This is a genomic window from Polyangium sp. y55x31 (genome assembly GCF_029946505.1).
Classification (GTDB): Bacteria; Myxococcota_A; Polyangia; order Polyangiales; family Polyangiaceae; genus Polyangium.
Map to the genome: position 1 here is coordinate 73,199 of NZ_JARZHG010000007.1, position 25,908 is coordinate 99,106.

Consider the following 25,908-nt stretch of genomic DNA (forward strand, 5'->3'; position numbering starts at 1 on the left):
CTTCAATCGAGGACGCGCCGCAGCGTGCGCTCGCCGAGCTCGCCCTCGGCCGCTTCTTCGAACGCGCGCTTCATCGTCTCGTCCGCGCACGCATCCGCGGCCACGCGAATGCGTACACGCGCGTCGGGGTGCTGCGCGATCCGGAGCGCCATGGCCGCCCCGAGCCGCTGCCCCGGCGGCAGGTCGGGATCGTCGACCACGGAGAAGAGCTCCTCGTACGTCACGGCGGATTTTCGGTATCCCGCGTCGAGCAGGAGGGCCTGGAGTTTGTCCTTCCATTCCGTGAACGACTTGCCCGCGGGATCGAGCTCCGCCCCCACGGGCGGGCCGCCCGCGCCGTTCGACCCGAGCGCAATCGCGAGGCGCAACCGGCCGGCCACCGCCATGATGAAGCTCGGGTCGCCCGTCGCGGCCGCGATCCGTCGGCTCGACTTGCCGGCCTCGCCCACTTCGAGGAACAGCTCGCGTTGCTTCTCCTCGATCGTGCGGATGTGTGAATGCGGGATCCATCGATCGCCGAAGCCGCCGCGGATGCGCAGCCCGTCATTGCCGACGATGATCTCGCGCGGCCGCGTGAGCCGCACGATGAAGGACATCGTGAGAATCACGGCCCAGGCGAAGGCGGCCGCGGGCCAACGGGCGGCGGGATATTCGGTGACGAAATACCCGAGCGGGATCAAAAAGAGGATGCAGACGATCGGCAGGCTCGCGCAACCCGTGACGAGCGGCCGGTATACCGAGCCGCTCAGGACGGCCACGCGCCGCCGCGCCGCGTCGACGCCGAGCCGGTCGAGCAGCCGATGCGCCGCAATGCCCTCGGGGACCTCGGCCGTGAGCACCGCGCCGTTGCGGAGATGAAGCTCGACCCGCGGGTGTTTTCCATCGAGGCGCGTGCCCGGGAGCACGAGCCCGCCCTCGATCGCCGCGCGCGCGAAATGGTGCTCCTTTCCTCCCTGCACGACCACGAGGCCCTGATCATCGGCCCGGAGCACACCCGAGCCACGCAGCGGCAGCGATAACGACGTGAGGACGGCGCCGGCGAGCGACACGAAGGGCGCGACGACGAATCCGAGGAGGCCGAGGAAGACGTGGATGACCGCGAAGGTCATCCACGTGTCGAATGTCTCGGGCCCCGCGATCGCCAGGTCCGTCACGATGAGCGCGGGCAACCCGATGAAGGCGCCGAATCCCGCGCGCATGAGCCACCCGCCGAGCCGGGGGCGGCGGTGCTCGATGGACGGGCTCGCGAGGACGAGGGGCTCTGCGCTCATGGGGGACGAGGGGCGGAGCCTATCATAACGACATCCGCGGACGAATTGTGTACATTGCCGCCATGGCCGACTTCGGACGCTCTCGTTCGCGGACGCGGCGCCTCTTCGCCTCGTCCCTCGTCTTGTGCTGCTTCGGGCCGCTCGGCATCGCGAGTTGCAGCTCGGGGGACGCGGTGAACACGTCCACGACCACGGGCGGCACCGCGACGACCGGCGCAGGCGCGTCGGGCGCCGGGGGCGCGGGAAACGGCGGCGCAGGGAGCGGCGGCGCAGGGGCCACGGGCGGGACGGGTGGTGCAGGCGGGACGGGCGGGACGGGCGGATCGTCGACGTCGAGCACGGGCAATGGTGGCTCGGGCGGAGGGCCGGCGGCGAAGGTGGTCCGCCTGCTCGCGATCGGCGACACGGGCGAGGGCAACGAGGCGCAGCACGCCGTGGCCGATCGAATGAGCGAGAAATGCGAGAAGGTGGGCGGCTGCGACGCCGTGCTCGTGAACGGCGACAACTTCTACGACAACGGCGTGGAGAGCGTGAACGACCCGCAATGGGCCGCGAAATTCGAGGAGCCGTACGACCGGCCGCACCTCGACGGCGTGCCGTTTTACGTGGTGCTCGGCAATCATGATCACGGCCCCACGTCGAGCGGGAACAAACAAGCGCAGATCGACTACTCGTCCTTGCCGCTCGGGAGCGGCCCCGGGATGCGGCCGAGCGACAAATGGCACATGCCGGCGGCGTGGTACGACGTGACGATCGGCCACGTGCACCTCTTCGCGCTCGACACGGTCGATTTCTTGAACGGGACACAGAAAGATCAGATGAGCGCGAAGGTGAAGAATTCGAAGGCGACGTGGAAGATCGTCTTCGGCCACCACCCGCGGTTCACGTCGGGCGAGCATTTCTGGGACAACAACTTGCTCGGCATCGCGGGCATGTTCGCGTTCCAGAAGGCGATCTATTGCGGCGCGGACATGTTCATGACCGGGCACGACCACAACCTGGAGTTCATCGACAGGGGGCGTGACGGTGATTGCCCCGGCACGTATTTCGTGGTGAGCGGCGCGGGCGCGAAGACGCGCGACACGTTCGAGTTCGTCCCGAAGGACGAGAGACAGCTCTACTTCGCGGACGGCTTCGAAGGGTTCGCATACCTCGAGTTCGACGGGCCGAAGCTCTCGTTCGAGTTCATCGACAAGAACGGCGCCGTGGTCTTCTCGAAGACGATGACGAAATGAGGATCCCCATGCTCTCCCCGCGATCTTTGCTCCTGCTCGTTCCCGCGCTGCTTTTCGCCTGCCAAGAATCGCCGCCGGCGCCCGCGCCCGCCACGTCCGCGGCCCCCGCGTCCGCGCCCACGCCCACGCCCACGCCGACGGCCGCGCCCGCGCCCACGCCCGAGAAAACGGCGGCCGCGCCGGAAAAACCGCCGGAGTGGATCACGGCGCAGCACGTGCTCGTCGCGTACAAGGGCGCGAAGAACGCACCGAAGACGGTGACGCGTTCGAAGGCAGACGCGAAAAAGAGGGCGGAGGAGGTCGCCGCCAAGGCCAAGGCCGGCGAGGATTTCACGGCGCTCGTGAAGGAGTATTCGGACGACGCGGCGACCGTGGAGAGGCTCGGGAGCCTCGGGAAGTTCAAGGCCGATGGAATGGTAAAACCCTTCAGCGACGCGGCATTCGCGCTGAAGGTGGACGAGACGAGCGGCGTGGTGGAGACGCCGTTCGGGTTTCACGTGATCAAACGCAATCAGTGAAATCCGAGCGGCGCCGCTCGGTTCACTCGCCCTTCCACTCCGTCCGCTGCACGACGGGCAATTGCAGCGCGCGCTCGCGGTCGAGGTCGAGCGAGCCGAGGTGAATCGCCAGCGGCGATTGCACCCACTTGAAGATCGATTGCGTGAACAGGCGCGCGAACTTCTCCGCCCAAGCCGTGAGCGTCGCCGGATCCCGATCCGGGAACACGCTCGTCAAGGCGAGCGCCACCTCGTTCGGCGCGAGTTTTTCCGCGCCGTAGAGGTAGAGACAAGCGTCGAGCACCTCGAACGGCATGAGCTCGGCCTCGCCCGACTGGTTCGCCGCGAGCTCGGGGCCCGCCGTGGTCTCCAGCGTCGCGCGAATGCCGGGATAACCGAACCGCTTCTCCAGCCGTTCGAGCATCGCGATGACCACGGTCTTCGGCAGGTTCGCGATCACGCTGAACGCGCCCTCCAGATCACCGCCGACGGTCGTGTACCCGAGCGCCTTCTCGCTCATGTTGCCCGTCTGCAGGAAGAGCGCGCCGCTCGTATTCGACCAGTTCCACATGCGCTGGCCACGAATCCGCGCCTGCACGTTCTGCTTCGTGAGCTCGGTCGGCTCGGGTCCGCCCGGTCCGAGCAAGGTGCGCGTCGCTTCGAGCTCGCGCACGAACGCATCCTCGATCGGCACGACCATGAACGAGACGCCGAGGTCGGCGCAGATCCGCGCGGCGGCGTTCTGCGTGGCGTCGCTCGAATACCGCGACGGCATGTAAAACGCGCTGATCATCCTCCCCGCCGCCTCGCGCCGCGCCGCGCCCTCGAGCTCGGGGTGGAGCAATTCGGCGGCGCGATGCGCGATGAGCAACGTGAGCAGCGAGTCGCGCCCGCCCGAGAGCGCGAGGCCGATGCGGCGGAACGCGCCGATCTTGCGATAATAGTCGGCGACGCCGAGCGCGAGCGCGTCGTGAAAATCGTCGAGCAGCTCGTCGCGCGGCGTCTTCGCCGGCAGGCTCGCCGAGGGCAAGAAGAACGAGGTCCCGGGCGGAGGCGCGGGATACCGCAGCTTCGAGCGATCGGCCGTTTTCTCGTGCATCACCTGCACGGGCACGGGCTTCTGCTCGCGCCGGAAGGTTTCGAGATCGCTCCGCCAGGTGCTCGCCTCGCGCCGGCTCCGGACCGTGCGATCGAGGTCGACGACCGTCGCCGCATATCCCTCGCGGAACCGCGCCGCCTCCAGCATCGGCCGGCCGTTTTGATTGACGAACCCGCCGCCGTCGAAGACGAGCCCGTCGTTGCCGCCGACGAGGTTCGCGTACGCGATCGTGCACTGGTTGTCCGCGGCCCGCGTGGCGATCATCTCGCGCCGCGTGCCCACGATGCCCGCGCGGAACGGCGAGGCCGAGAGGTTGCAGACGATCTCGGCGTCCGAGTAACAACGCCGCCGCATCGGTCCGTCGGGCGACCAGATGTCCTCGCAGACCTCGATCGCGACGATGCCGAAATCGAACTGGAAGATCCGATCGCCGCAGAACACGCCGCGCGCCTCGCGGTCCATGCGCGGCATGCCGCGGGAGAACACGCGCGACTCGTAGAAGACGTTGTACGTCGGGAGTTTTTCCTTGGGCACGAACGCGAGGATCTCGCCGCCGTGCACGAGCGCGCCGACGTTGAAGAGGTCGCCTTCGACGCCGACGGTCAGGCCGAGGACGAACACCGTGCGTAGGCGCGCGGTCTCCGCGGCGAAGCGCTCGAGCTCGCGCCGCTGGCTGTCCACGAACGCCTGCCACTGCACGAGGTCCTCCGCCGCGTACCCACCGACGACCTGCTCCGGGAACACCGCGAGCGTGACGTCGTCCTCGGCCATCGCCGTCGCGAGGCGGATGCACCGATCCACGTTCGAGCGGACGGCGCCGACCGTCGCGTTCACGCTGGCAACCCCGATCTTCACGAGCCTCATGGGGGCCGAGCGTAGCAGTGGGACGACGCGAAGGTCAGCTAGCGCGGCATGAAGGTATCGGCGAGCGTGAGCAGCCGATCGATCTCGGACTGCGTGAGGTGAAGATCGCTCTTCACCTGCGCGCCCTCGGCGCGGAACACGACGGGCGCGAAGAGACGAACCTTCACGATCCCGAGATTCAACGAGGTCGCCCGGTCGACCGAGGCCGTGAGCGCCGCCGCGTCCGCGCTCGCCTGCACCGGGTCGGTGCTTTCACCCGTGCTCGACACGTCGACGCCGCCGTCGGCGGCGAGGCGCAAGCGCGCGACGGCCGAGCGAATCGTCGGCGGAACACGCGGCGCGTGCGAGCCCGCGAGGCTCTGCGAAGGCTCGATGGCGGTCGCGACGACGGCCTCGGGGCCTTCGGGGTCCGGAAACCCTCCCGTGCCTTCGAAGCGCGCCGCCTGCGGCGCGAGCGATTCCGGCAAGACCGCGAGGAAGCCGTCCTCGACGAGGGCGACGACGCGGGTTTGTCCACGCACCGTGACGCGCGCCGAGGGCACGCTCGCCGTCGTGATCCACTCGCCGCGCGGCTCGCTGCGGGCGACCATCGTATTCAGGCCCTGGCGCGCGCGCTGCTCGTCGAGCTTGTGCTGCACGATCGCCACGGCGAGGTCGCTCTGCGTGACGCCGGTCGAGGCGACGTAGGCCGCGACGACGTCGCTCGTCGCGTCGATGCCCGTGCCTTCGAGCATGCTCCGGAGCGGGTTCATCGCGCGCACGCGGAGCTCGAGCGGATGGCCTTTCAGCCGCTCGGGCCAGACCATCATGCCGACGCGCCCGTTCACGATCGAACGCGCGATCTCGGCGGCGTTCTTCGGTCGGGGCGGGGGGGGCGTGGCTGCTTCGGGGGCCTGCTCTTGCGACGCGCAGCCGAGGAGCCCAAATGACGCAAAGGGCGACGCGGCGAGCGAGAGCAGCAGAACAAGCGAGCGAAAGCGCCTCGTCACCAAACCAGGTTAGCGCCAGCCCGAAGGGGATGCTAGGGGCCGAAGTCATGAGCCACGGTCCGAAAAAGGTGGGAATCCTCGTCGGCGGCGGGCCCGCGCCGGGCATCAACGCGGTCATCGGCGCGGCCACGATCCGCGCGGTCCTCTCCGGCTACGACGTGGTCGGGATCCAGGACGGATTCCAGTGGCTCATGAAGGGCGACCTCGAGCACGCCCGGCCGCTTTCCATCGACGACGTGAGCCGCATCCATTTCCGCGGCGGCTCGTACCTCGGGATCTCGCGCGCGAACCCCACGAAGTCGCAGGACCTGCTCGAAGAGACCGTGCTCTCGCTGCTCCGGCTCGAAGTGGACAAGCTCATCACGATCGGCGGCGATGACACGGCGTTCTCGGCGTCGCAGGTCGCGCTTCAATCGAAGGGCCGCCTGCGCGTGGTGCACGTGCCGAAGACGATCGACAACGACCTCGATCTGCCGGGGCAGGCCGATACGTTCGGCTTCCAGACGGCGCGGCACATCGGCGTCGAGCTCGTCGAGAACCTGATGGTCGACGCGAAGACCACGCACCGCTGGTACTTCGTGGTCGCGATGGGCCGCAAGGCCGGGCACCTCGCGCTCGGGATCGGCAAGGCCGCGGGCGCGACGCTCACGCTGATCCCCGAGGAGTTCCCGCGCGAGGGGCACGTGCCGCTCCGGACCGTGGTGGATCTGCTGGCAGCCGCAATCGTGAAACGCCTCGCGGCGGGGCGCGCCGACGGCGTGGCCATGATCGCCGAGGGGCTCGTCGAGCGCATGGAGGAGCACGACCTCGAAGGCCTCGCGGGCGTGGAGCGCGACGCGCACGGGCACGTGCGGATCGCCGAGATCGCGTTCGCCGACATCCTCAAGGCCGAGGTGCAGAAGCGGCTGAAGCAGTTTGGGGTCAAAGCGACGATCATCCCGAAGAACATCGGCTACGAGCTGCGCTGCGCCGATCCGATCCCGTACGACATGGAGTACGCGCGCGACCTCGGGTATTGCGCGGCGAAGTACCTCGCAGAGGGCGGGACGGGCGCGCTCGTGGCGATGGTGCAGGGCTCGTTCAAGGCCGTGCCGTTCGACACGATCATGGACCCGAAGACGGGCCGCATGCGGGTACGGATGGTGGACATCGCGAGCGACCGCTACATGATCGCGCGACGGTACATGCTGCGGCTGCGCAAGGACGACTTCGACGATTCGAGCCAGCTCGCGCGGTTCGCGAGCGTGCTCGACATCTCGATCGAGGATTTCCAGAAGGAGTTCGGCTATCTCGTGGAGCACGAGCCGATCCCCCGCACGTTCTACCCGGACGAACGGCCGAAGCCCTCGATCGCGCCGCCGGGCAAGTGAGGCAAGAACCGATGGAGCCCGTTTCGATTCGCCTCGCGCATGCGGGGGACGTGGAGACGCTCGCGCAAAACCACCGCGCGATGGCGCTCGAGACCGAAGGAAAAACCCTCGATCCGGAGACGACGATCCGGGGCACGCGCGCGGTGATCGAGGACCCGGCGAAGGGGTTTTACCTCGTGGCCGAGCGCGGCGGCGCAGCCGTGGGGCAGCTCCTCGTGACGTTCGAGTGGAGCGACTGGCGGAACGGGACGTTCTGGTGGATCCAGTCGGTCTACGTCGCCGAGGGCGCGCGGCGCACGGGCGTTTATCGCGCGCTGCACGATCACGTACTCGCGAAGGCGCGGGCCGACGAGAACGTTTGCGGCGTGCGGCTTTACGTGGACAAGGAGAACCACCACGCGCAGGCGACGTACGCGGCGATGGGGATGCGCCCGGCGCATTACGACTTCTTCGAGATCGATTTCGTGCTCGGCTGAGATCGACGTCAGAACGCGGGCAGCATGACACGCGCGCCCGCGCGCACCTCGAACGTGTAGACGAGCGTGCGCGTCGCGTGCGGGCCGACGTCGACCGTGGCTCGCAAAAAACCGTCCTTGTCGAGGGAAAAACCGCCGGCGTCGGCGAGGTGGATCTCGACGTCCTCGATCTCGCTGACCGGGATCCGCTCGGTGACGACGACCTTCCGCGCCTTGTTCGAGAGGTTCGAAAGGTACAACGTGACCTTGCGTTCGAGGCGTTGCGCGCCGGTGATCGCTTGTGTGTCGCGCTTCTCGTCCTCGCTCCTGCGCACGCGGATCGCGTCGTCCGGGCCGAAGCCGAGCTCGAAGGGCTCGCCCTTGCCCACGAAATCGAGGCGCGCGCGGCCGACGAGGCTCGCCCCGCGCGCGAGGCGCACCGGGCCCGCGAGCAGCGGACCCGCGCCTTCGAGCGTGGCCGTGGCGCGGAGGTGCGCCGCAGGCGAACGCACGGCAATGACCACGCGCGCGAGCTCGGCCTTCACGCTCACGCGGCCGATCTCCACGCGGCACGGCCGTCCGTTCGAGGGGAGCGAGGCGCGCTCCTTGCCGGCGTAGGTGATCGGCTCGCCGCCGTCGTCGACGCCGGGCATCTCGGAGGCGGCGCGATCGCCGCGATCGAGGCCCGCGAGCTGGATCGATTGCTCGCGCGCGGCGATGACGATGTTGCGGCGCTCCTCGTCGGTCTTCTTGCGGCTCGCGAGCACGTCGTCCGCGAGCAGCGGCGGCGAGGCCGCGCGGGTAGGCCGCGCCGTGGAGAAGCGCAGATCGACGTCGTCCCACGATTCGCCCGTGCGTTGCCAGGCGGTCGCGTACGTGACGATTTCGATCGTGCCCGCGGTCGCGTCGGGCCCGTCCGAGACGAGGCGCGCGAGGTGCTCGGGGCGCCAGAGCGCGCAGGGCAGGCGGTAGGTGACCTCGATCTCGACGTCGCCTGCCTCGGCCGCGTCGATCTCGACCTCGATCACGGCGTCGTACCGCGGTTTTTCCGCGCGTCCCTCGGAGAGGCGCGCCTCGGCGCGGCGACGATCGAGATCGGCCTGCGCGCGCTCCTCGCGGACGCGGGCGACCTCGTCGAGCGAAGCCTTCGCGGCCCCGTCGATCGCACGCCAGCCGTCGCGGTACGAGCCCGCGACCTCCGGATCCGACGCCTTGCGCGGGCCGAGCGAGGCGCTCTTCACCCATTGCGTGGCGAGCTCGTAATGGTGCTGGAGGCCGCGCTGCAAACGCTCGATCGATCGGTCGGCCGCGGCCACGCGATCACGGGCTGCGCGCGCCTCGCGTTCGAGCGCCTCGATCTCCTCGCGCCCGAGCACGCGCTCCTCGTGCGCGCGCCGCAGGACGCGCGCGGAGAGCACGCGCGCCCCGCCTTTCGTGACCTTCGCTTGCACCGTGCCGTCGTCGACGAGGAGCGAGACGCCGGCGATGGCCTCCCAGCGCGCGCCTTTCTCGGCGCGGAAGGAGGCGCGACGCACGACCTCGGCGCGATCCTCGAACAAGGTGACGCGCGCGGCACGGCTCGGATGGGCGCGATCCTGCGAGGGTTCGTCCGAACGAACCTGCTCCACCACGGGCTCACTCACGGCGGTTTCCTCCGACGATCTCGCTCTTGGCAGGCAGCTTGATGCGATAGGCGTAGGTGATCTTCGACTTGCCGCCCGCGGGCACCTCGACGCGGAAGCGGCGGCCGCCACGCACGGGCGCGCCGATGTCCGCTTGATCGTAGGCCTCGGACTCGGGCTCGGTGGACGTGAGCTTCACCGTGACGTCCTTGTCGTCGGTGACGGGGATCCGTTCGAGGATCTCGATCTGGATCGGGACACCAAGCGACGAGGTGAGGTCCACCGTGACGTGGTGATCGACGACGGTGGATCCGCCGAGCAAGCCGGCCGAGCTCTCCTCGGTGCGGGCGTTTCGCGCGATGCGCACGCGATCCTCGACGCCGAGGCCGACCTGCACGTAGCCGCCTCGATCGACGGCCGCGATCTCCGCGGTCGTGACGAGCGCGCCTTCGAGGAAGACGTCGACCGGGCCGGCGCAAAGCGGCGCGCCGAGGGGATTTTCGATGCGGGCCTCACGGTAGACCTCGCTCGATTCGCGCGGAACGGCGCGGAAACGCGGGCTCGCAGGGCCCTCGCCGACCTTGACGTGCACGCGGTGCGGGCGGCCGTTCGAGGGGACGTCGCCGCGGCCCTCGGCGTCGTAACGGTGGTCGAAGCGACCGCGGGAGATGAGCGGATCCTGCGTGCGCGCGGGGTTCGGCAGAACATCGACGCGCTCGCGGGCGAGGCTCGCCTCGCGGCGGGAGGCGTCGTCGGGGACGCGTCCGAGGCGGCCGCGTCGCTGTTTGTCCTCGGCGGGGGCGAGCACGAGGGCGTCGAATTCGAGCCAGGTATCGTCGGGCTCGGGCGGCGGCGCGGGTTCGTCGTAGGCGCCGGCTCGCGTTTCTTCGAGGTAGCCCTCGGGGCCGCCTCCGCCGGCGGCGCGGAGCTCCGCGAGCGAGTACAGGACCGAGTCCTCCTCCTTCCTCGCCGCCTTTTTGGCGGGCGCAGGCGCAGAGCGAGCGGGCATCGGCATGGCGGCGGGCGCCGGCATATCCATCGGTGGTGCGAACCCCGGCGCCGGGGGCGGCGCGCCGAGCGATTGCGGCGCCACCATGACCGCCGCCCTGGGCGGCGCCGCCGCATTCGAAGGCGGAGGCGGCGGCGCCCCGGGCCGCGGAGCGGGCGGCGGCGGAACGTCGGTTCGCGCGGGGCGCGGCATCTTCGCCATACCCGCGTCGTACGATTCGAACATCGCGTCGAGCCCAGGCGGCGGCGGGCGATACCCACGTTTCGCCGGGGGTTGCGCCCGGCCAAACCGGAGCGATTGAAGCTCGGGCAAACGCGCGTCGTGGACGAGATCGGCGGTCGAGAGGGAAAGCTCGACGTCCTTCCAGTCCTCGCCCGAGTCCTGCGCGACGAGCGCGTCGAGCTCGAGCCGCACGCGCGTCGCGTTCTTCGTGAGCCAAGCCTTGTACGTCGGCCACCAGCGCGCGGCGAGCACGACGTACTCGATTTCGAGGGACTCGATCACGCCCTGCCCCGCGCCGAGGCGCACGTGACACGCGAGGGTCGGTCGGGACGAACCCGCGCGCTCCTCGGCGCTCGCCTGCGCTTCGGCGAGCTGCGCGGCCTCGATGGCGCGGTAGACACGTTCGAGCGAGGCCTCGATCTCCGCGAGGCGTGCATCGAGCACGGCGAGCTCCTCCTGCGCGAGGCCCGAGGTCGCGAGGGCGTCCTCGATCCGCGCCCGGGGATTTGCCTGCCGGAGGCGTCGATCCATCCCGAGGTCGAAGGACAAACCGGCGAGCAGGTTGCGGCGGCCGGTGACGTGCGTCCGCGTGTCGCTGAGCGCGTCGCGCTCGGCTTCGAGGGCGCGCAGGCGTTCGCGCGCCGAGCCGCGTTTCGCCGGTCCTTCGGGAACGACGAAACGCGCGCCGACGGAGACGACCTCGCGGCCGCCCTGCGCGAGGGCGCGGAAGCTCGACGGCTCGGAGAGCGGGGTGACGCCGGGGACGACGAGCTCGCACGGCTCGCTCGGGAGCGCGGGCGGGAGCGTGACGACCCGGGTGACGAGGGCGCCGCGCGCGTGCACGACGACGCGGCGGATGCGGCTGCCGAGGGTGAGCGCGGTCATGTGCGAAGGGAGGATACGCGAAATCGCGCCGCGATTGCCCGCAAATCTGCCGCGCCGAAAAGACGGGTCAGGGCTCGAGGCGCGCCACGAACACGTCGAGCACGCCCTGGCTCACGAGCGGCGCGGCCGCCGTGTCGAAATCGATCGTGCCGGCAAACCCGCCCGAGAGGAGCATCCTCGAATCCGGCAAGGCCGCGATGCCAAAGCCGCGCTGCGCCTCCGCGTCGCCTTCCGTCTTCGCCCAGAGGAGCGCGCCGTCGGCCCCGGCGTATTTCGCGACGAATACGTCGGCGGTCCCCGCGGAAGGGATCGGGCCGGCGCCGAAATCGATGGAGCCATCGAAGCTGCCGGTCACGACGACATTGCCGGCCGCATCGAACGCGACGCCCATGCCGATCTGATCCCCGCCGGTCGTGTCGCCGAGCTTTTTTGCGAAACGGAGCGCGCCCTCGGGCTCGAAGACGACGAGGAAGGCGTCCACCGACGTCAGGCTGGTGAGCGTCGTGTCGGCGATCGTGATCGATCCGGCGAACGTCCCGGTCACCGCAATCTCGCCCGAAGGGCCGACGGCGACCGCATACGCGCGCTGCAGGAGCGCGTCGTCGCCGAGCTTGACGCTCCATTTCGCATTCGTATCCACGCCCGAGAGCCGCGCCACGAAGGCGTCGCCGCCGCCCGCGGATTGCAGGGCGCCATTGCCGAGGCCAAAATCGAGCGACCCGTCGAATTCCCCCGCCACGACGACGTCGCCGCCCGCGAAGGCGACGCCGTAAGCCGCTTGCGGGGCAGCGTCGCCGTAGACGCGGCTCCAGATGTGTTTGCCCTCGGAGTCGAGGATGGCCACGAACACGTCGGCGCCGCTCGCCGTGCGCGGGCCGCCGCCGAACTCGACGACGCCCGAGGCCTCGCCCGCGACGGCGATCCAGCCGTCCGGCCCAGCCGCGACGGCATTCGCGAGCTGGACTTGCTCGTCGCCGAACGCGCGCGCCCATTTCACGGCGCCCGACGCGTTCACAGCGACGACGAACGGGTCGATGCCATTCGCCGCGCTCGTGATCACCTTGCCATTGCCGAAATTCATCGAGCCCTGGAACTCACCCGCGGCGATGATGTCCCCGGACGCGGCCGCGACCGCGACGCCACGCGCCGCCGCCCGGCCGCCCATCGCGGGGACCTCGAGGCTCCACGTCGAGCCGAGGCTCGCGACGCGCCGGTCCACGTACAACGTTCCGGCATTCACGGTCCGGAACGTCACGTCGCCGTCGATCACGCCGGCCGTCGCATGGACGATTCCGTTCGTCGCCACCGCGAACGCGACATCCGAGAGCGCGCCGCCGCGGGACGCGCGGAGATCGACGGTTCCCGTGCATCCGGGCGCGGCGCCGTCGCAATCCTCGTCGGCTTCGTCGGCGCAATCCTCGGGGTGCGGCGTGACGAACGGGAGACACTGGCCGAAGGAGAGGCCGTCGGGCGCGCAGGTGCGGGCGCCCTCGGCACACGGGCCGGGCTGCCCGGTCTCGCAAGGCAACGTGTCGCCGGGCGCGCAGAGGCACTCCTCGTCCCCGCGGTCTTTGCCGTCGCAATCCTCGTCCTCGGGCGTGAAGCAATCCTCCTTTTGGGGGACGACCTCGCCGACGCACGCGCCGAACGTGCGATCGATCCGACAAACGTGCGTACCCGACTTGCAAGCCCCGACGCCGGCCGTGCCGAGCGGGCCCGTGTAGCAGGGCGCGGACACGCCGACGGCGCAAGGCGCGTCGGGATCGTACGAGCCGTAGACGTCGAGCGCGCAGGCCGAAGGAAGCGCGGAGGCGAAGAGCGAGACGAGCCCCACGGCGGCGAGGCGCAGGTAGGTTCGTCTTCGGCAAACCATGACGAGGCTCCTCGGGGCGAGGCCCCAGAGACCGAGCGAGAAAAAGCGAACACGTATTCTACGGAATCCCGGCCCCCCGGATCAACTCCGCGGCGCGTGCTGTCACGCGTCAGGGAGCGCGACGTTGATCCCCACGAGCCGCATGAGCCGGAGCGCGTTCGTGGTGGACACGACGCCGGGCCGGAGCACGTAATCGAACGTCATCTTCCCCTCCTCGACGTGCTCCTCGAAATGCACGTTCACGACCCGGCCGCCCGTCTGCTCGGCGAGGTCCGCGAGCGCGAGGTCGTGCGAGGTGACAGCGCCGATCGCGCCCTTGTCGAGGAGGTGGACGACGACGGCGCGCGCGCCGATGTGACGCTCGCGCGAGTTCGTTCCGTGCAGGACCTCGTCGAGGAGGAAAAAGACGGGCTCGCCGCGATCCGCCGCGTCGACCACGGATTTGAGCTTCTCGAGCTCGGCATAAAAATGGGAGACGCCCTGCTCGAGCGAGTCGCTGATCCGCATGCTCGTGCGGACCGAGAGCGGCGTCATGCGGAGGGATCGCGCGCACACGGGCGCCCCCGCCTGCGCGAGCACGGCCGCGAGGCCCATCGAGCGGAGCCACGTGCTCTTGCCGCTCATGTTGGAGCCGGTGACGAGCATCCCCCGCCCCGCGCCGTCGATCGCGAGGTCGTTGTCCCGTCGCGACTGCGCCGAAATCAGCGGATGCCCGAGCCGCTCGGCCACGAAGCACGGCGGGCCCTCCTCGACGACGGGGAACGCGAACGCGGGATGCTCGTACGCGAACGCGCCGAGGCTCGCGAGCGCCTCGATCTCGCCGAGCGCCGTGAACCAGCCTCGCACGTGGCGGCCCGCGCGCAGGCGAAAGCGCTCGAGCGCGGCGATGCAGAAGACGTCCCAGAGCAAGACGACGTTCAAGAGCAGATGCGCGAGCCCCGAGTGCCGAAGCTCGACGAAGCCGAGGACACGCTCGAACGTGGCAAGCTCGCGGCAAGCCGAGGCGCCGTCGTCGCCGCCGAGCAAGGCAGAGCGTAGCTCGACGAGGCGCGGCGCGCGCAGCGGCTCGGCCTCGATGCGCGCGAAGAGGTCGCGGTAACGGCCAAACGGCGCCTCCTTCGACGAGGCCTGCGCGAGCACGGGCTGGATCTTCGCGCTGAGGACGAAGAGGACGACGATCTGCAGGACGAACGGCACGAGGTACGCCCGGCGGAGGATCGGCGGGAGCGCGCTCCCGAGGCCGTGCGAGAGCGCAAAAAGGCCCACGGTGAGGGGCACGAGGACGAACGCCGCGCGCACGAGCGTACGAGACCAGCCCTCGCGGAGCACGGGCTCGGCCTCGGCCCACGCGACGAGCGGTTCCGTGGCGCGACCACGCGTCCCCGCCGAGGCGCCGATCGCAGCGAGGTCTTCGCGAAACGCAGGCAGGCCCGCGAGCTCGCGCACGGCTTCTTGTCGCGCCGCGATCTCGGCGGGCGAGGCGCGCTCGCCGATCCAGCGCGCGAGCGTCGTGGTGCCCGGCGCGGTGCGGGTCTCGTCGAGGAGGCGGAAGATCGAGGCGGATCCGAAGACGTCGAGGTCGATCGCATACGGATGCTGCGGCTCGGCCGAAGGCCCGTTCGGCAGCGCCTCGGGCAATTTGCCGGCGAGGCGAGCGAGCGAGCGGTCGACGATCCCGAGCCTCGTCTGCACCTCGGCCTCGCGCGTGACGAGCGCGCCGTGCACGGCGACGACGGCGATGAAGACGGCCCAGCCGAGCCCGACGAAGACCCAGCCGATCGTCGGCAGAGACCGGAAAAACCCGTAGCCGAGCGATCCGAGCGCGACGAGAAAGAGAAGTCCGCGGAGACCCGAGAGGCGCGCGGACCTCCGAGCGAGGTCGTCCGCTTCGGCCGCGAGCGTGTCCCTGCGGGCCCGTTGCGCGGCGTGTGGATCGGCAGAAGTCGAAGTGGTTTCGCGCGCGTCGGACACGGCCGGAGCCTACCGCGGCGGGGGGCATGTACGCTCGCCCCTTTTCGTGCAACCTTTCCGGCCCCGTGTTCGCCGCCCTGCCCTCGTCCGTCCCCCCCACGATCGTGCTCGCCGTGAGCGGGAGCATCGCCGCCTACAAGGCCGTGGAGGTCGCGCGGCTGCTGAAGAAAGCCGGGGCGCGTGTCATCCCGCTCCTCACCCGATCGGCGCGCGAGTTCGTGGGAGCTCAAACGCTCGCCGGCATCACGGGCGAGCCGGCGCACGAGGAGATGTTCGATCCGGGCTACCCCGGGGAAAAACACGTCGATCTCGCGCGCGCCGCGGACCTCGTGTTGATCGTGCCGGCGACGGCGGACCTCCTCGCGCGGCTCGCCGCAGGCCGCGCCGACGATCTGCTGACGGCGCTCGTGCTCTGCGCGCGAGGGCCCGTGCTCGCGGCGCCCGCGATGCATCCGCGCATGTGGGGGCATCCGGCGACACAACGAAACGTGGCGACGCTCGCGGCGGACGGGCGCGTATCGCTCATCGGTCCGGTCGAGGGCGAGGTGGCCTCGGGCGAACGAGGCATGGGGCGGATGGCCGATCCCGCGGAGATCGCGCACGCGGCGCTCGCAGCCGTGGAGGCGCGGGATCTCGCGGGGATCCGGATCGTCGTGACGGCGGGGCCGACCGTGGAGGATCTCGATCCGGTGCGGTTCCTCGGCAATCGATCGACGGGGAAGATGGGCTTCGCGATCGCGGAGCGCGCGGCGTCGCGGGGCGCGTCCGTGACGCTGGTCTCGGGGCCGGTCGCGCTCGGGACGCCGCGGGGCGTGAAGCGGGTCGACGTGCGGAGCGCGCTCGCGATGAAGGAGGCGCTCTGGGAGGTGATGGGCGCGGATCTCGGGCGCGCAGACGCGCTGATCATGACGGCCGCCGTGGCCGATTACCGGCCCGCCGAGCAAAGCGCGACGAAGCGCAAACGCTCGGCGGAGCCGCTCGAGATCAAGCTCGTGCCGAACCCGGATCTGCTCGCCGAGGTGGGCGCGGCGCGGACGGGGGCGCGGCCGGTGCTCGTGGGGTTCGCCGTGGAGACGGCCGACGACGCGGGGATCGTGGCGTACGCGCGGGGCAAACTGCAGGCGAAGCGCGTCGACATGGTGATCGCGAACCACGCGCAGGACTCGTTCGGCCGCGAGGACAACCGGGCGACGATCGTGACGGCGCACGGCGCGGAGGCGCTCGGAGTGATGTCGAAGCGGGATCTCGCCGATCAAATCCTCGATCGCGTGGCGCAGAGGTGCCGGTGAGCGAGGGTTCGGACGACGACGTCCCGGACGAGGACGCGGGCGCAGGCGAGGACGTCGACGAGGAGCCCACGTCGAAGCGGGAGGCGCTCTTCATCGCGGGCGGCGTGACCGTGGCGACCGCGCTCGCCGTGGGGTTCGCGTTCTCGGACGAGCACGCGGGCACGCCGTGGATGCTCGGCTCGCTCGCGATCGTGTACACGGCGCTCGCGGCGTTCACGGTGTGGCGTTTGCGCGCGCGGGGCGAGCTCGACGAGCAGCTCCGGCCGCGCGGCGGGGATCTGACCATAGGCGCGATCGTGGCGGCGGTGCTTTATGGCGTGGCCACGGGCGTGCACCTGCTCGTGACCTCGCCGCCGTCGCCGCGGGCCGCGTGGATCATGCACATCTATGCCACGCTCGGCGATCCGGCCGCGGAAGGGCGGCACCTGCTCGGCGGCGCGGTCTTCGTGATCGCGGCCCTCGAAGAGCTCGTCTGGCGTGGTCTCGTGCAGCGCGTGCTGCTCGCGTCGTTCGGGTGGCTGCGCGCGTGGCTCCTGCAGGCGGCGCTGTTCGGCGTGGCGCACCTGCCCACGATGTTCCTGCTCGGCGATGCGCGCGTGGGGCCGAATCCGCTGCTCGTCGCGGCCGGCGTCGCCTATTCGCTCGTGTGGGGCCGGCTCGCGATGCGGATGGATCGCTTGCCGCCGGCCCTCTTCGCGCACGCGCTCTTCACGTGGGGCGTGTTCGAGTTCCCGATCTGGAGCCCCTGAAACACGAAGGCGCCCGCGGACGGCCCGCGAGCGCCTCGTGCACGCTTCGATCGAAGACGCGAATCAGCCGTTCTTGCGATTGCGACGCCGCGCGGCCGAGATGCCCATCGCCGCGATGCCGAGCGCGATGCCCGTCACGGCGAACGGCGACTCGGTTTGTCCCGGCGACGCCGAGCAGCCGAGGCCGCTCGCCTCGCCCGAGCCCGAGCAATCCGCGCCGCCGAGCGTGATCGTGCACTCGCCCTGCGCCTGGGCCGAGACGTCGACCTGGAGGCCCTGCTCGATGAGGGCGTTGATGCACCCCTTCACGTCGGAGGCGAACACGTACTGGTCGTTGCAGAAGAGCGCGCCCGTGGGCTCGCGGCACTGCACCCTGCAGCCGCCTTCGAGCTTCGCGTAACAGGCGAGGTCGCAATCCATGTTGATGTTCGCCGTGCACGCGCCCGTGCAGCACGTGTCGCAGTGCTCGATGCAGTTGCTCGGCTGGACCTGGCACTGGCTGCGGCAACGGCTCGTGCAGCTCGCCTTCGCGTCGGTCACGCAATCGCGGTCCGGGTGCTTCGTCTGGCAATCCGCGATGAACGGTTGTTCGCATTCGTCGTGGCAACCCTGGATGCAATCGAGCTTCGAGGGGTCGCACTCCGCGATGCAGCTCACGCCGCAGTTATCGGTGCACGACGTCGACGCCGATGCGGTGCATCCGCCCTCGCAGCCGGCGGTGAACCGAAGCGACGTGCAGTCGGCTTCGCAGCCGCCCTCCACGCGGATCTCGCAGCCGAGGCCGTTCTTGTTGAAATCGAATTTTCCGCACTCGGCAGGTGTTTCGATGGCGAGCGCCTGCGAGGACGCGAGGAGCAAAGCCGGGAACGCGAGGACCGAAAGCACGAGCTTGCCGAAGTCAGCCATGGGGTCTCCTTCCGATGCGAAGGCAGAGGGGTTCGAAAAACCGTTCGATCGAGGCCCACGCGATCACGCGGGCAGCTCCGTGAGACGGTCCTTCCCCAGGCTCGTTGCAGAGCTCGGACGAGTCCGAATGTTGCTCGCTGGACAGGCGACGAACGAAGGACGCGAGAGCGCTCTCGTCTCGCGTCCTCCTCGGGACTCGACTCAGCCCGCGATGCGGGAGAGCTCTTCTTCGGAGACGTCGAAATCGGCGTAGACGTTCTGCACGTCGTCGTGATCGTCGAGCGCGTCGAAGAGGTTCAGGCAGAGCTCCGCGTCACGGCCCTCGACCTGCTTCTTGTTCTTCGGGACGTACGCCGGGCCGCTCGACTTGACCGCGATCTTCGCGTCCTCGAGCGCCTTCACGACGGGATCGGTGAGCTCGACGGCGCACGTCACCTGCCACTCTTCGCCCTGGTCGGTGTAGTCGTCGGCGCCCGCGCCCACGGCGATCTCCATGAGCTGGTCCTCGGTCGCCACGTCCTTCGCGAGCGTGATGAGGCCCTTGCGATCGAAAGCCCAGCCCGCCGAGCCGGACGAGCCCATGTTGCCGTTGCTCTTCTCGAAGATCTTGCGGATCTCGGCGACGGTGCGGTTCTTGTTGTCCGTCATCGCGTCGACGATGAAGAGCGTGCCGCCGGGGCCCGTGCCCTCGTAGACGATCTCCTCGTAGTTCACGCCCTCGATCTCGCCGGTGCCGCGCTGGATCGCCCGCTTGATCGTGTCGGCGGGCATCGCCTGGCTGCGCGCGTCCGTGACCGCCTTGCGCAGGCGCGGGTTGCCGTCGACGTTGCCCCCGCCCATGCGCGCCGCGACGGTGATCTCCTTGATCAGCTTCGTGAAGAGCTTGCCGCGCTTCGCGTCGAGCGCGCCCTTCTTGCGCTTGATCGTGGCCCATTTGGAGTGGCCGCTCATGCCTTCACTACTCCTCGAAAGTGTGCGCCCCGGGCGCACCGCGCCGCAAAGCGCGCGGAAGGTAGCGAGATGGCCCCCCGGAGGCAACCTCGGCTTGCGCTCCCCCGGGCGTTTTTCCGACCCCGAGGCGAGCCGTAGGGGCGGACCTCGCTTGCTTTCGGGGCCGCCGTGGCGCACGTTCTGCGCCCCAAACCAAGAGCTTTGTGCCGGCCGGGACCTCGACCGAGAGGGCTCGACCGGTGGACAGGGCCGAGCCCAACCGAGAGATCCGAGCCATGCCCGTCATCGAAGAAAAACCCCAGGACGAGAAGCTGTTTCGCATCCGCCACTCACTCGCTCACGTCATGGCGCAGGCGGTCCAGACGCTCTACCCGGGGACGAAGCTCGGGTTCGGCCCGGCGATCGACGACGGCTTCTACTACGACTTCATCCTGCCGAAGACGCTGAGCGACACGGAGCTGCCCGCGATCGAGGCGAAGATGCGCGAGATCATCGCGGCGGGGCAGACGTTCTCGCACGAGGACCTGCCCCTCGACGCGGCCCTCTCGCGCATCGAAGGCCAGATGGGCGAGCCCTTCAAGGCCGAATACGCGCGGGAGCTCGCGGACAAGAAGGGCCACCGCGAGATTAGTTTCTACACCAACGGTGGCTTCGTCGACATGTGCGAAGGGCCGCACGTCTCGACGACGAGCGACATCCCGGCGGACGCCTTCAAGCTGCACGCGCTCGCGGGCGCGTACTGGCGCGGCGACGAGCGCAACGCGATGATGACGCGGATCTACGGCTACGCGTTCAACACGAAGGCGGAGCTCGACGAGTACGTCGCGGCCGTGGAGCAGGCCAAGCAGCGTGATCACCGCAAGCTCGGGCAGGAGCTGCGCATCTACGCGATCCGCGACGAGATCGGCAAAGGCCTGCCGCTCTGGCTGCCGAACGGCGCGGCGATCCGGCACGAGCTCGAGAAGCTCGCGCACGAGATGGAGTTCCGCGCGGGCTACAAGAAGGTCGCGACGCCGCACATCACGAAGCGCGGCCTCTTCGAGACCTCGGGCCACATCCCGCTCTACGAGGACGGCATGTACCCGCCGATGGTGCTCGAAGAAGAGGGGCGCGGCGCGGGTGGGCCCGAGGAGTCGTACTACCTCAAGCCGATGAACTGCCCGCACCACCACATGGTGTTCGCCTCGGAGAAGCACTCGTACCGCGATCTGCCGCTGCGTTACACCGAGTACGGCTCGGTCTACCGCTTCGAGCGCGCGGGCGCGCTCCAGGGCCTCACCCGCGTGCGCGGCATGACGATGAACGACGCGCACATCTACGTGACGCCCGAGCAGCTCAAGGAGGAGTTCCAGGCGGTCATGCAGCTCCATCAGCGGTACTATTCGCTGTTTGGACTGACGAACTACTTCATGCGCCTGTCGCTCTGGGATCCGGCGGATCCGAAGCGCGGCTCGAAGTACGTCGACGATCCGGAGAACTGGGCGCTCTCGGAGCGGCTCGTGACCGAGGCGCTCGAGGAGATGGGAGCGAACTACAAGGTTTCGCCCGGCGAGGCTGCGTTTTACGGGCCGAAGGTGGATTTCCAGTTCATCACGGTGACGGGCCGCGAGTTCACGCTCTCCACGAATCAGCTCGATTTCGCGGTCCCGCCGCGCTTCGGGCTCGCGTACACGGACAAGGACGGCAAGGAGAAGACGCCGTACTGCATCCACCGCGCGCCGATGGGCACGCACGAGCGCTTCATCGCGTTCCTCATCGAGCACTTCGGCGGCGCGTTCCCGACGTGGCTCGCGCCGGTGCAGGTCGTGGTCATCCCCGTGAGCGACAAGTTCCTCGCGTACGGCAAGAAGATCGAGGCGCTGCTCCGCGAGGATCTCGTGCGCGTGGAGCTCGACACGAGCTCGGCCACGATGGGCAAGAAGATCCAGGAGGGCGCGACGCGCAAGGTGCCGATCCTGCTCGTCGTCGGCGGAAAGGAAGAGACGGAGCAGACGGTGACCGTGCGCAGGTACGGCATCAAGGAGCAGAAGGCGATGCCGCTCGCGAGCTTCGTCGAGATGCTCACGCAGGAGATCAAGGAGCGGCGCCACGTGAAGTCGTGGTAATTCTCGGGGGGACTCGATGATCCCCCCGGCGCGCCTCGCAACGTTCGTCCGGGAGGCGCCCAAGCTCGCGCTCGTGACGCTCGCGCCCCTCGCAGGGTGCGTCCTCATCACCGACGTCGACGAACGTCGGATCCACGAAGAACAGGCTTCGTCCGCGTCATCATCCTCCGCGTCGTCGTCGTCCGCGTCCACGGGCGCGGGCGGCGGCGCGCCTGCGTGCACGCGCGACGCGGATTGCCCAGGGCTCGCCTCCGCGTGCGGGGAGCCGCGGTGCTTCGAGGACGGCCGCTGCGGCTTCGACAACCAGCCGATCGGAGCGCCCTGCGACGAGGGCGGCGGGGCCGCGTGTGACGGCAAAGGGATCTGCGTGGCGTGCACGGCCGGCGTGCACTGCGCGAGCGGCAAGTGCGGGCCGGATCGGACGTGCCTCCCGGCGACGTGCAACGACGCGATCGAGAACGGCGACGAGACGGACGTCGATTGCGGCGGATCGTGCGTCGCGGATTGCGGGCCCGGCGCGGGATGCGTCGGGGACGACGATTGCGTGGGCGGGCTCTGCGAAGCGGGGATTTGCGCGCCGACGTGCACGGACAGCGCGAAGAACGGCGCGGAGACGGGCGCCGATTGCGGCGGGCCGACATGTCCCGCTTGCCCGCTCGGCTTGGCCTGCGAGATCGACGCGGATTGTGTCTCCGGGTTCTGCGAGGCCGGCGTCTGCGCGGCGATCCCCACGTGCTCGGACGGCACGAAGAACGGCAGCGAGACGGACGTCGATTGCGGCGGGTCGGATTGCAAGAAATGCGGCGTTGGCGGCGCTTGCGAGAGCGGGATCGATTGCGACAGCGCGTCGTGCGTGGACGGCGTGTGCGCGGGGCCCACGTGTGCAGACGGCGTGCAGAATGGGAACGAGGCGGGTGTCGATTGCGGCGCAGTTTGTCCGAGTGGATGTGCGCCGGGCGCGCCGTGCGTGAACGGGCTCGATTGCGCGAGCAAGATCTGCGAGGGCCCGGCGGGCAGCAGCGTCTGCTCCACGCCCTCCTGTTTCGACGGCGAGCACAACGGCGACGAGACGAGCTACGACTGCGGCGGCTCGTGCGAGGTGAAGTGCCCGCCATTTTACCCGTGCCTCGTCGACGCCGATTGCAAGGGCGGCGCGTGTGATCCCGAGAAGCTCACGTGCAAGCCGACCTGCACCGACGGCTACCAGAACGGTAGCGAGACCGACCCGGATTGCGGCGGCTCCTGCGCCGCGAAATGCCCCGAGGGCGGCCATTGCCTGACGAGCCTCGACTGCGTGCCCGGTACGTCCTGCTTCCAGGGGCATTGCTTGCCATGAGGCGCCTCGGAGGCCTCGCGGCGCTCGCCGCCCTCGTGCTGTCTTCGGGCGCGGCATCCGGAAATGGTCGATTTCCTTCGGCCGGGCACGTCGAGGTCGATCCGATGGATCCGGCGCACGTGGTCTTGCGGGCGACGTACGGTCTCGTCGTGAGCACGGACGGGGGCGCGCGCTGGTCGTGGGTGTGCGAGGAGGCGATGTCGTTCGCGGGGATCTGGGACCCGCCGATCGGCATCACGGCGGGCGGCGCGCTGCTCGTGGGTTTGCCCGATGGGCTCTCGGTCTCGACGCCGGACGGATGCGGCTTTTCGAGGGCGGGCGCGCTCGAAGGAAAGCTCGTCGTCGATCTCGCGGTGGACAAGACAAACCCGGCCCGCGCCGTGGTGCTCACGTCCTCGCCGCTCGGTTCGGGCTTCGAGACGCGGCTCTTCTGGACCGAGGACGGCGGGGCTTCGTTCACGGATGCGGAAGCCGTTTTTCCGGCCAATCTGCGCGGGTTGACGGTCGAGCTCACATCGGATCCGGCGGTCGTGTACGTGAGCGGCGTGCTCGGCGGGCCCATGCCGATGGGCGTCGTGCTGCGCTCGGCGGACGGCGGGAAAACCAACGAGGTCACGCCGGTGCCTGGGAGCGACGACACGCACGGGCCTTTCATCGGCGCGGTGGATCCGACGAATGCAGATCGCGTGTACGTGCGGCTCGACGGCGCACCGGGAAGGCTGCTCCATTCGGCGGACGGCGCGAAGACGTGGGAGGAGCTTTTCGTCGGGGAAGGAGCGCTCCTGGGTTTTTCTTTGTCACCCGACGGCAGCGCGCTCGTCGTGGGCGGCGAAAAGGATGGGATCTGGCGCTCGCCGGCGCCCGCGTGGGCCTTCGAGCAGGTCTCTCGATTGCACGCGCGGTGCCTGCGCTGGGCGGAGGCGGGCGTGTATGCATGCACCGAGGAGGTGCTCGACGGGTTTTCCGTGGGTTTGTCCGTGACCGCGGGATCGACGTTCGGCGTGGCCGCGCGCCTCGCGGATCTCTGCGGACCACTCCCCTGCCCCGCGGGCAGCACGACCCGCTCGACCTGCGAGCCGCGATGGCCCATTCTGCAGACGACGCTGAATGTGGTGCCCTGTGATGGCGCCGGCGGAGGGCCGGTGGATGCGGGCGTTCCGCCCGGGGAGGTCCCGGCGACCGAGCCGCCGGGCGATTGCGCATGTGGCCTCGCGCGTGGGGTCACGGGCGGCGAGGCAGGAGTTTTCGGGGCGGCCCTCGCCGCCATTGGATGCATCGGGGCGCGGCGCGCGCGCCGAAGAGGTTTTCGCTCGTACGAGCCGAGAGGAAGGCGTTCGTGAACTGTCCCAAATGCAAAGCGGCGATGGAGATCGTGGTGTTCGAGGACGTCGAGGTCGATCGCTGCACGGCCTGCAAGGGCCTCTGGTTCGACAGCCGCGAGAACGAGCGGCTCAAATCGAAGCGAGGCTCGGAGATCATCGATTCGGGTGATCCGAAGACCGGGCGGAAGAACAACACGATCCCGTACGTGCGTTGTCCGCGGGACGGCAATCCCATGGTGCGGATGGTCGACCCGGCGCAGCCGCACCTCTGGTACGAGACGTGCTCGACGTGCGGCGGCGCGTATTTCGACGCGGGCGAGTTCCGCGATTACAAGAACCTGACGGTGCTCGATTTCATCAAGGATCTGTTCGCGAAGCCGCGGGCTTGAGACGGATCAAACCCGGAACGTGTCGCAAGCTTCGTCCGGAAAAACGCATCCGTAAGGCGGACAGTTCATTCCACCATTGGGGGTGCGGATGCAGCGGCGCTCGCGTCGCCAGCCGTCGGTCGGGTCGTCGAAGGGAGGAGGCGGAGGCGGCGGAGGCGGGGGTTTGCGAACGACGGTTCGGCCAGCGTCGGTAACGCCGGCATCCGCGGGCGCGACGTCCACGCGCTGGGGCAATTCGGGCAAGGGAGGCGGGTCGCTCGTCGGGGCCCCGACGAGGAACGGGCTCGGGGGCGGCGGGGCCTCGCGCGCACGGTCCTCGGGCGGCGGCGAGGGACGCGGCGGTTCGGGCGTGGCGAGGGGCGCGGCGCTCTCGGCGGCATTCTCGGCGGATTCGGGCTCGACCGGAGCCGATTCCTCGGTTTTGCAGGCCGTGCCCGCGAGGGACAGGGCGACGGCCGCGCCGAGCGCATACCGCTGCGCGCGCGACATCTCCGGGCAGATGCGGGGCGCGGGTGATGGGTCTGCGGCGGAAAGCGTAAGGCCGCAAAACGGACACGCGGGCTCGGACGAGAAAACGTGCCGCTTGCAAGCCGCACAGAGGATCATCGTTCGCATGGCGAGGCGCCTCTGGCTCAGGGTTTGCGGGCCCGGTACGCGTCGAGCTCGGCTTTGCGCTGCTTGCCGACCTCATCGAGCTTGTCCTGCCAGACCTTTTTGTACGGCCGGAGCGTCTGCGCGAGCTCGCGGGCGATGACGAGGTTCCGGTACCATTTCGAGTCCGCGGGGACGATCGTCCACGGGGCGCGCTTCGTCGCGGTGCGCGAGATGGCGTCCTCGTAGGCCTCGGTGTACTCGCCCCACTTCTCGCGCTCTTTCCAGTCGCCGGGGTTCAGCTTCCAGGCGGTGCGCGGGTCCTCCTCGCGCTCGAGGAGGCGCTTCTTTTGCTCGTCCTTGCTGATGTGCAGGAAAAACTTGAGCACGATCGTCCCGTGCTCGCAGAGCAGCTCCTCGAAATCGCGGATGTGGCCGAATCGCTCGCCCCAGACCTCGCGCGGGACGAGGTCGTGGACGCGCACGACGAGCACGTCCTCGTAATGGGAGCGGTTGAAGATCGAGAACTCGCCCTTGCGCGGCGTGTGGCGGTGGATGCGCCAGAGGAAATCGTGCTCGCGCTCTTCCTCGGTGGGCACGCCGAACGAGGTGACATGCACGCCGCGTGGATTGAGCAGGCCCACCACGTGCTTGATCGCGCCGTCCTTGCCCGCGGTGTCGCGCCCCTGCAAGACGACGAGCACCGAATGCGTGCGCGCGCCCCAGAGCAGATCCTGCAGATCGAAGAGCTCCTCGCCGAGCGTCTCGAGCTCGCGCGCCGCCTCCTCGCGCGAAAGCCCGCCGGGCGGCGATTCGCTGATCGCGCCGAGATTCACCTTCTCCCCGGTCTTGTCGAACGTGACGACGCCCACGCGCTTTCTCCTTTCGAGGTCCGATGACCACGGGGC

21 protein-coding genes are annotated in these 25,908 nt (G+C 69.5%); 10 read left to right on the plus strand and 11 right to left on the minus strand.

Annotated features, from left to right (window positions below; genetic code table 11):
- Positions 1–2: 2 nt before the first annotated feature.
- Positions 3–1,271, minus strand: a complete 1,269-nt coding sequence (locus tag QHF84_RS15465; RefSeq protein WP_281314065.1) for a hypothetical protein — start codon at positions 1,269–1,271, stop codon at positions 3–5.
- A gap of 62 nt (positions 1,272–1,333) precedes the next feature.
- On the opposite strand from QHF84_RS15465, the gene QHF84_RS15470 reads away from it, so the two are divergent.
- Both QHF84_RS15470 and QHF84_RS15475 read left to right on the plus strand, forming a co-directional pair.
- Positions 1,334–2,506 carry a metallophosphoesterase gene (locus tag QHF84_RS15470; protein WP_281314066.1) on the plus strand — a complete coding sequence of 391 codons (1,173 nt, stop codon included), beginning with the start codon at positions 1,334–1,336 and terminating at the stop codon, positions 2,504–2,506.
- Between the two features lie 8 nt (positions 2,507–2,514).
- On the plus strand, positions 2,515–3,024 hold the full coding sequence (locus tag QHF84_RS15475; protein ID WP_281314067.1) for a peptidylprolyl isomerase: 510 nt from the start codon (positions 2,515–2,517) through the stop codon (positions 3,022–3,024).
- A gap of 22 nt (positions 3,025–3,046) precedes the next feature.
- Here QHF84_RS15475 and nadE read toward each other — a convergent pair whose 3' ends face one another.
- Together nadE and QHF84_RS15485 are read right to left on the minus strand one after the other, a co-directional pair.
- Complete coding sequence (gene nadE / locus QHF84_RS15480; RefSeq protein ID WP_281314068.1) at positions 3,047–4,966, minus strand: NAD(+) synthase; 1,920 nt, start codon at positions 4,964–4,966, stop codon at positions 3,047–3,049.
- 38 nt (positions 4,967–5,004) lie between these two features.
- Positions 5,005–5,955 (minus strand): hypothetical protein, encoded by a 951-nt coding sequence (locus QHF84_RS15485; RefSeq protein ID WP_281314069.1) that lies wholly within the window; start codon positions 5,953–5,955, stop codon positions 5,005–5,007.
- 47 nt (positions 5,956–6,002) lie between these two features.
- Here QHF84_RS15485 and pfp point away from each other — a divergent pair, with 47 nt between their 5' ends.
- Positions 6,003–7,325 (plus strand): diphosphate--fructose-6-phosphate 1-phosphotransferase, encoded by a 1,323-nt coding sequence (gene pfp, locus QHF84_RS15490; protein ID WP_281314070.1) that lies wholly within the window; start codon positions 6,003–6,005, stop codon positions 7,323–7,325.
- 11 nt (positions 7,326–7,336) lie between these two features.
- Complete coding sequence (locus tag QHF84_RS15495) at positions 7,337–7,801, plus strand: GNAT family N-acetyltransferase (RefSeq protein ID WP_281314071.1); 465 nt, start codon at positions 7,337–7,339, stop codon at positions 7,799–7,801.
- Between the two features lie 8 nt (positions 7,802–7,809).
- On the opposite strand, the gene QHF84_RS15500 is transcribed toward QHF84_RS15495, so the two are convergent.
- The 4 genes from QHF84_RS15500 to QHF84_RS15515 all read right to left on the minus strand — a co-directional run bounded on the left by QHF84_RS15500 (position 7,810) and on the right by QHF84_RS15515 (position 15,362).
- Positions 7,810–9,423 (minus strand): DUF4139 domain-containing protein, encoded by a 1,614-nt coding sequence (locus QHF84_RS15500; protein ID WP_281314072.1) that lies wholly within the window; start codon positions 9,421–9,423, stop codon positions 7,810–7,812.
- Positions 9,416–11,518 carry a DUF4139 domain-containing protein gene (locus QHF84_RS15505; RefSeq protein ID WP_281314073.1) on the minus strand — a complete coding sequence of 701 codons (2,103 nt, stop codon included), beginning with the start codon at positions 11,516–11,518 and terminating at the stop codon, positions 9,416–9,418. Before QHF84_RS15505 ends, QHF84_RS15500 begins: the two co-directional genes overlap by 8 nt.
- 67 nt (positions 11,519–11,585) lie before the next feature.
- On the minus strand, positions 11,586–13,391 hold the full coding sequence (locus QHF84_RS15510; protein ID WP_281314074.1) for a hypothetical protein: 1,806 nt from the start codon (positions 13,389–13,391) through the stop codon (positions 11,586–11,588).
- Positions 13,392–13,493: 102 nt separating this feature from the next.
- On the minus strand, positions 13,494–15,362 hold the full coding sequence (locus QHF84_RS15515; RefSeq protein ID WP_281314075.1) for a MutS family DNA mismatch repair protein: 1,869 nt from the start codon (positions 15,360–15,362) through the stop codon (positions 13,494–13,496).
- A gap of 65 nt (positions 15,363–15,427) precedes the next feature.
- Here QHF84_RS15515 and coaBC point away from each other — a divergent pair, with 65 nt between their 5' ends.
- Positions 15,428–16,651: a bifunctional phosphopantothenoylcysteine decarboxylase/phosphopantothenate--cysteine ligase CoaBC gene (gene coaBC, locus QHF84_RS15520; RefSeq protein WP_281314076.1), complete on the plus strand. Its 1,224-nt coding sequence runs from the start codon at positions 15,428–15,430 to the stop codon at positions 16,649–16,651.
- Positions 16,648–17,400, plus strand: coding sequence for a CPBP family intramembrane glutamic endopeptidase (locus tag QHF84_RS15525; protein ID WP_281314077.1), 753 nt, complete (start codon positions 16,648–16,650; stop codon positions 17,398–17,400). The genes coaBC and QHF84_RS15525 overlap by 4 nt, the downstream gene beginning before the upstream one ends.
- A 63-nt stretch (positions 17,401–17,463) precedes the next feature.
- Here the strand turns inward: QHF84_RS15525 and QHF84_RS15530 are convergent, their stop codons facing one another.
- Both QHF84_RS15530 and QHF84_RS15535 read right to left on the minus strand, forming a co-directional pair.
- Complete coding sequence (locus QHF84_RS15530; protein WP_281314078.1) at positions 17,464–18,306, minus strand: hypothetical protein; 843 nt, start codon at positions 18,304–18,306, stop codon at positions 17,464–17,466.
- Between the two features lie 201 nt (positions 18,307–18,507).
- Entirely contained in the window at positions 18,508–19,257 is a 750-nt protein-coding gene (locus QHF84_RS15535; protein WP_281314079.1) for a YebC/PmpR family DNA-binding transcriptional regulator, read from the minus strand.
- Positions 19,258–19,532: 275 nt separating this feature from the next.
- Here QHF84_RS15535 and thrS point away from each other — a divergent pair, with 275 nt between their 5' ends.
- The 4 genes from thrS to QHF84_RS15555 are packed head-to-tail and all read left to right on the plus strand — an operon-like array spanning position 19,533 to position 24,409.
- Positions 19,533–21,362: a threonine--tRNA ligase gene (gene thrS / locus QHF84_RS15540; RefSeq protein ID WP_281314080.1), complete on the plus strand. Its 1,830-nt coding sequence runs from the start codon at positions 19,533–19,535 to the stop codon at positions 21,360–21,362.
- A gap of 16 nt (positions 21,363–21,378) precedes the next feature.
- Entirely contained in the window at positions 21,379–22,698 is a 1,320-nt protein-coding gene (locus QHF84_RS15545) for a hypothetical protein (protein WP_281314081.1), read from the plus strand.
- Positions 22,695–24,038 (plus strand): hypothetical protein, encoded by a 1,344-nt coding sequence (locus tag QHF84_RS15550; protein WP_281314082.1) that lies wholly within the window; start codon positions 22,695–22,697, stop codon positions 24,036–24,038. The genes QHF84_RS15545 and QHF84_RS15550 overlap by 4 nt, the downstream gene beginning before the upstream one ends.
- A complete protein-coding gene (locus tag QHF84_RS15555) occupies positions 24,035–24,409 on the plus strand; it encodes a zf-TFIIB domain-containing protein (protein WP_281314083.1) in 375 nt (124 codons plus the stop codon). The genes QHF84_RS15550 and QHF84_RS15555 overlap by 4 nt, the downstream gene beginning before the upstream one ends.
- 6 nt (positions 24,410–24,415) lie before the next feature.
- On the opposite strand, the gene QHF84_RS15560 is transcribed toward QHF84_RS15555, so the two are convergent.
- Positions 24,416–25,024, minus strand: coding sequence for a hypothetical protein (locus tag QHF84_RS15560; RefSeq protein ID WP_281314084.1), 609 nt, complete (start codon positions 25,022–25,024; stop codon positions 24,416–24,418).
- 17 nt (positions 25,025–25,041) lie between these two features.
- Complete coding sequence (locus tag QHF84_RS15565; RefSeq protein WP_281314085.1) at positions 25,042–25,872, minus strand: PPK2 family polyphosphate kinase; 831 nt, start codon at positions 25,870–25,872, stop codon at positions 25,042–25,044.
- Positions 25,873–25,908: the final 36 nt, after the last annotated feature.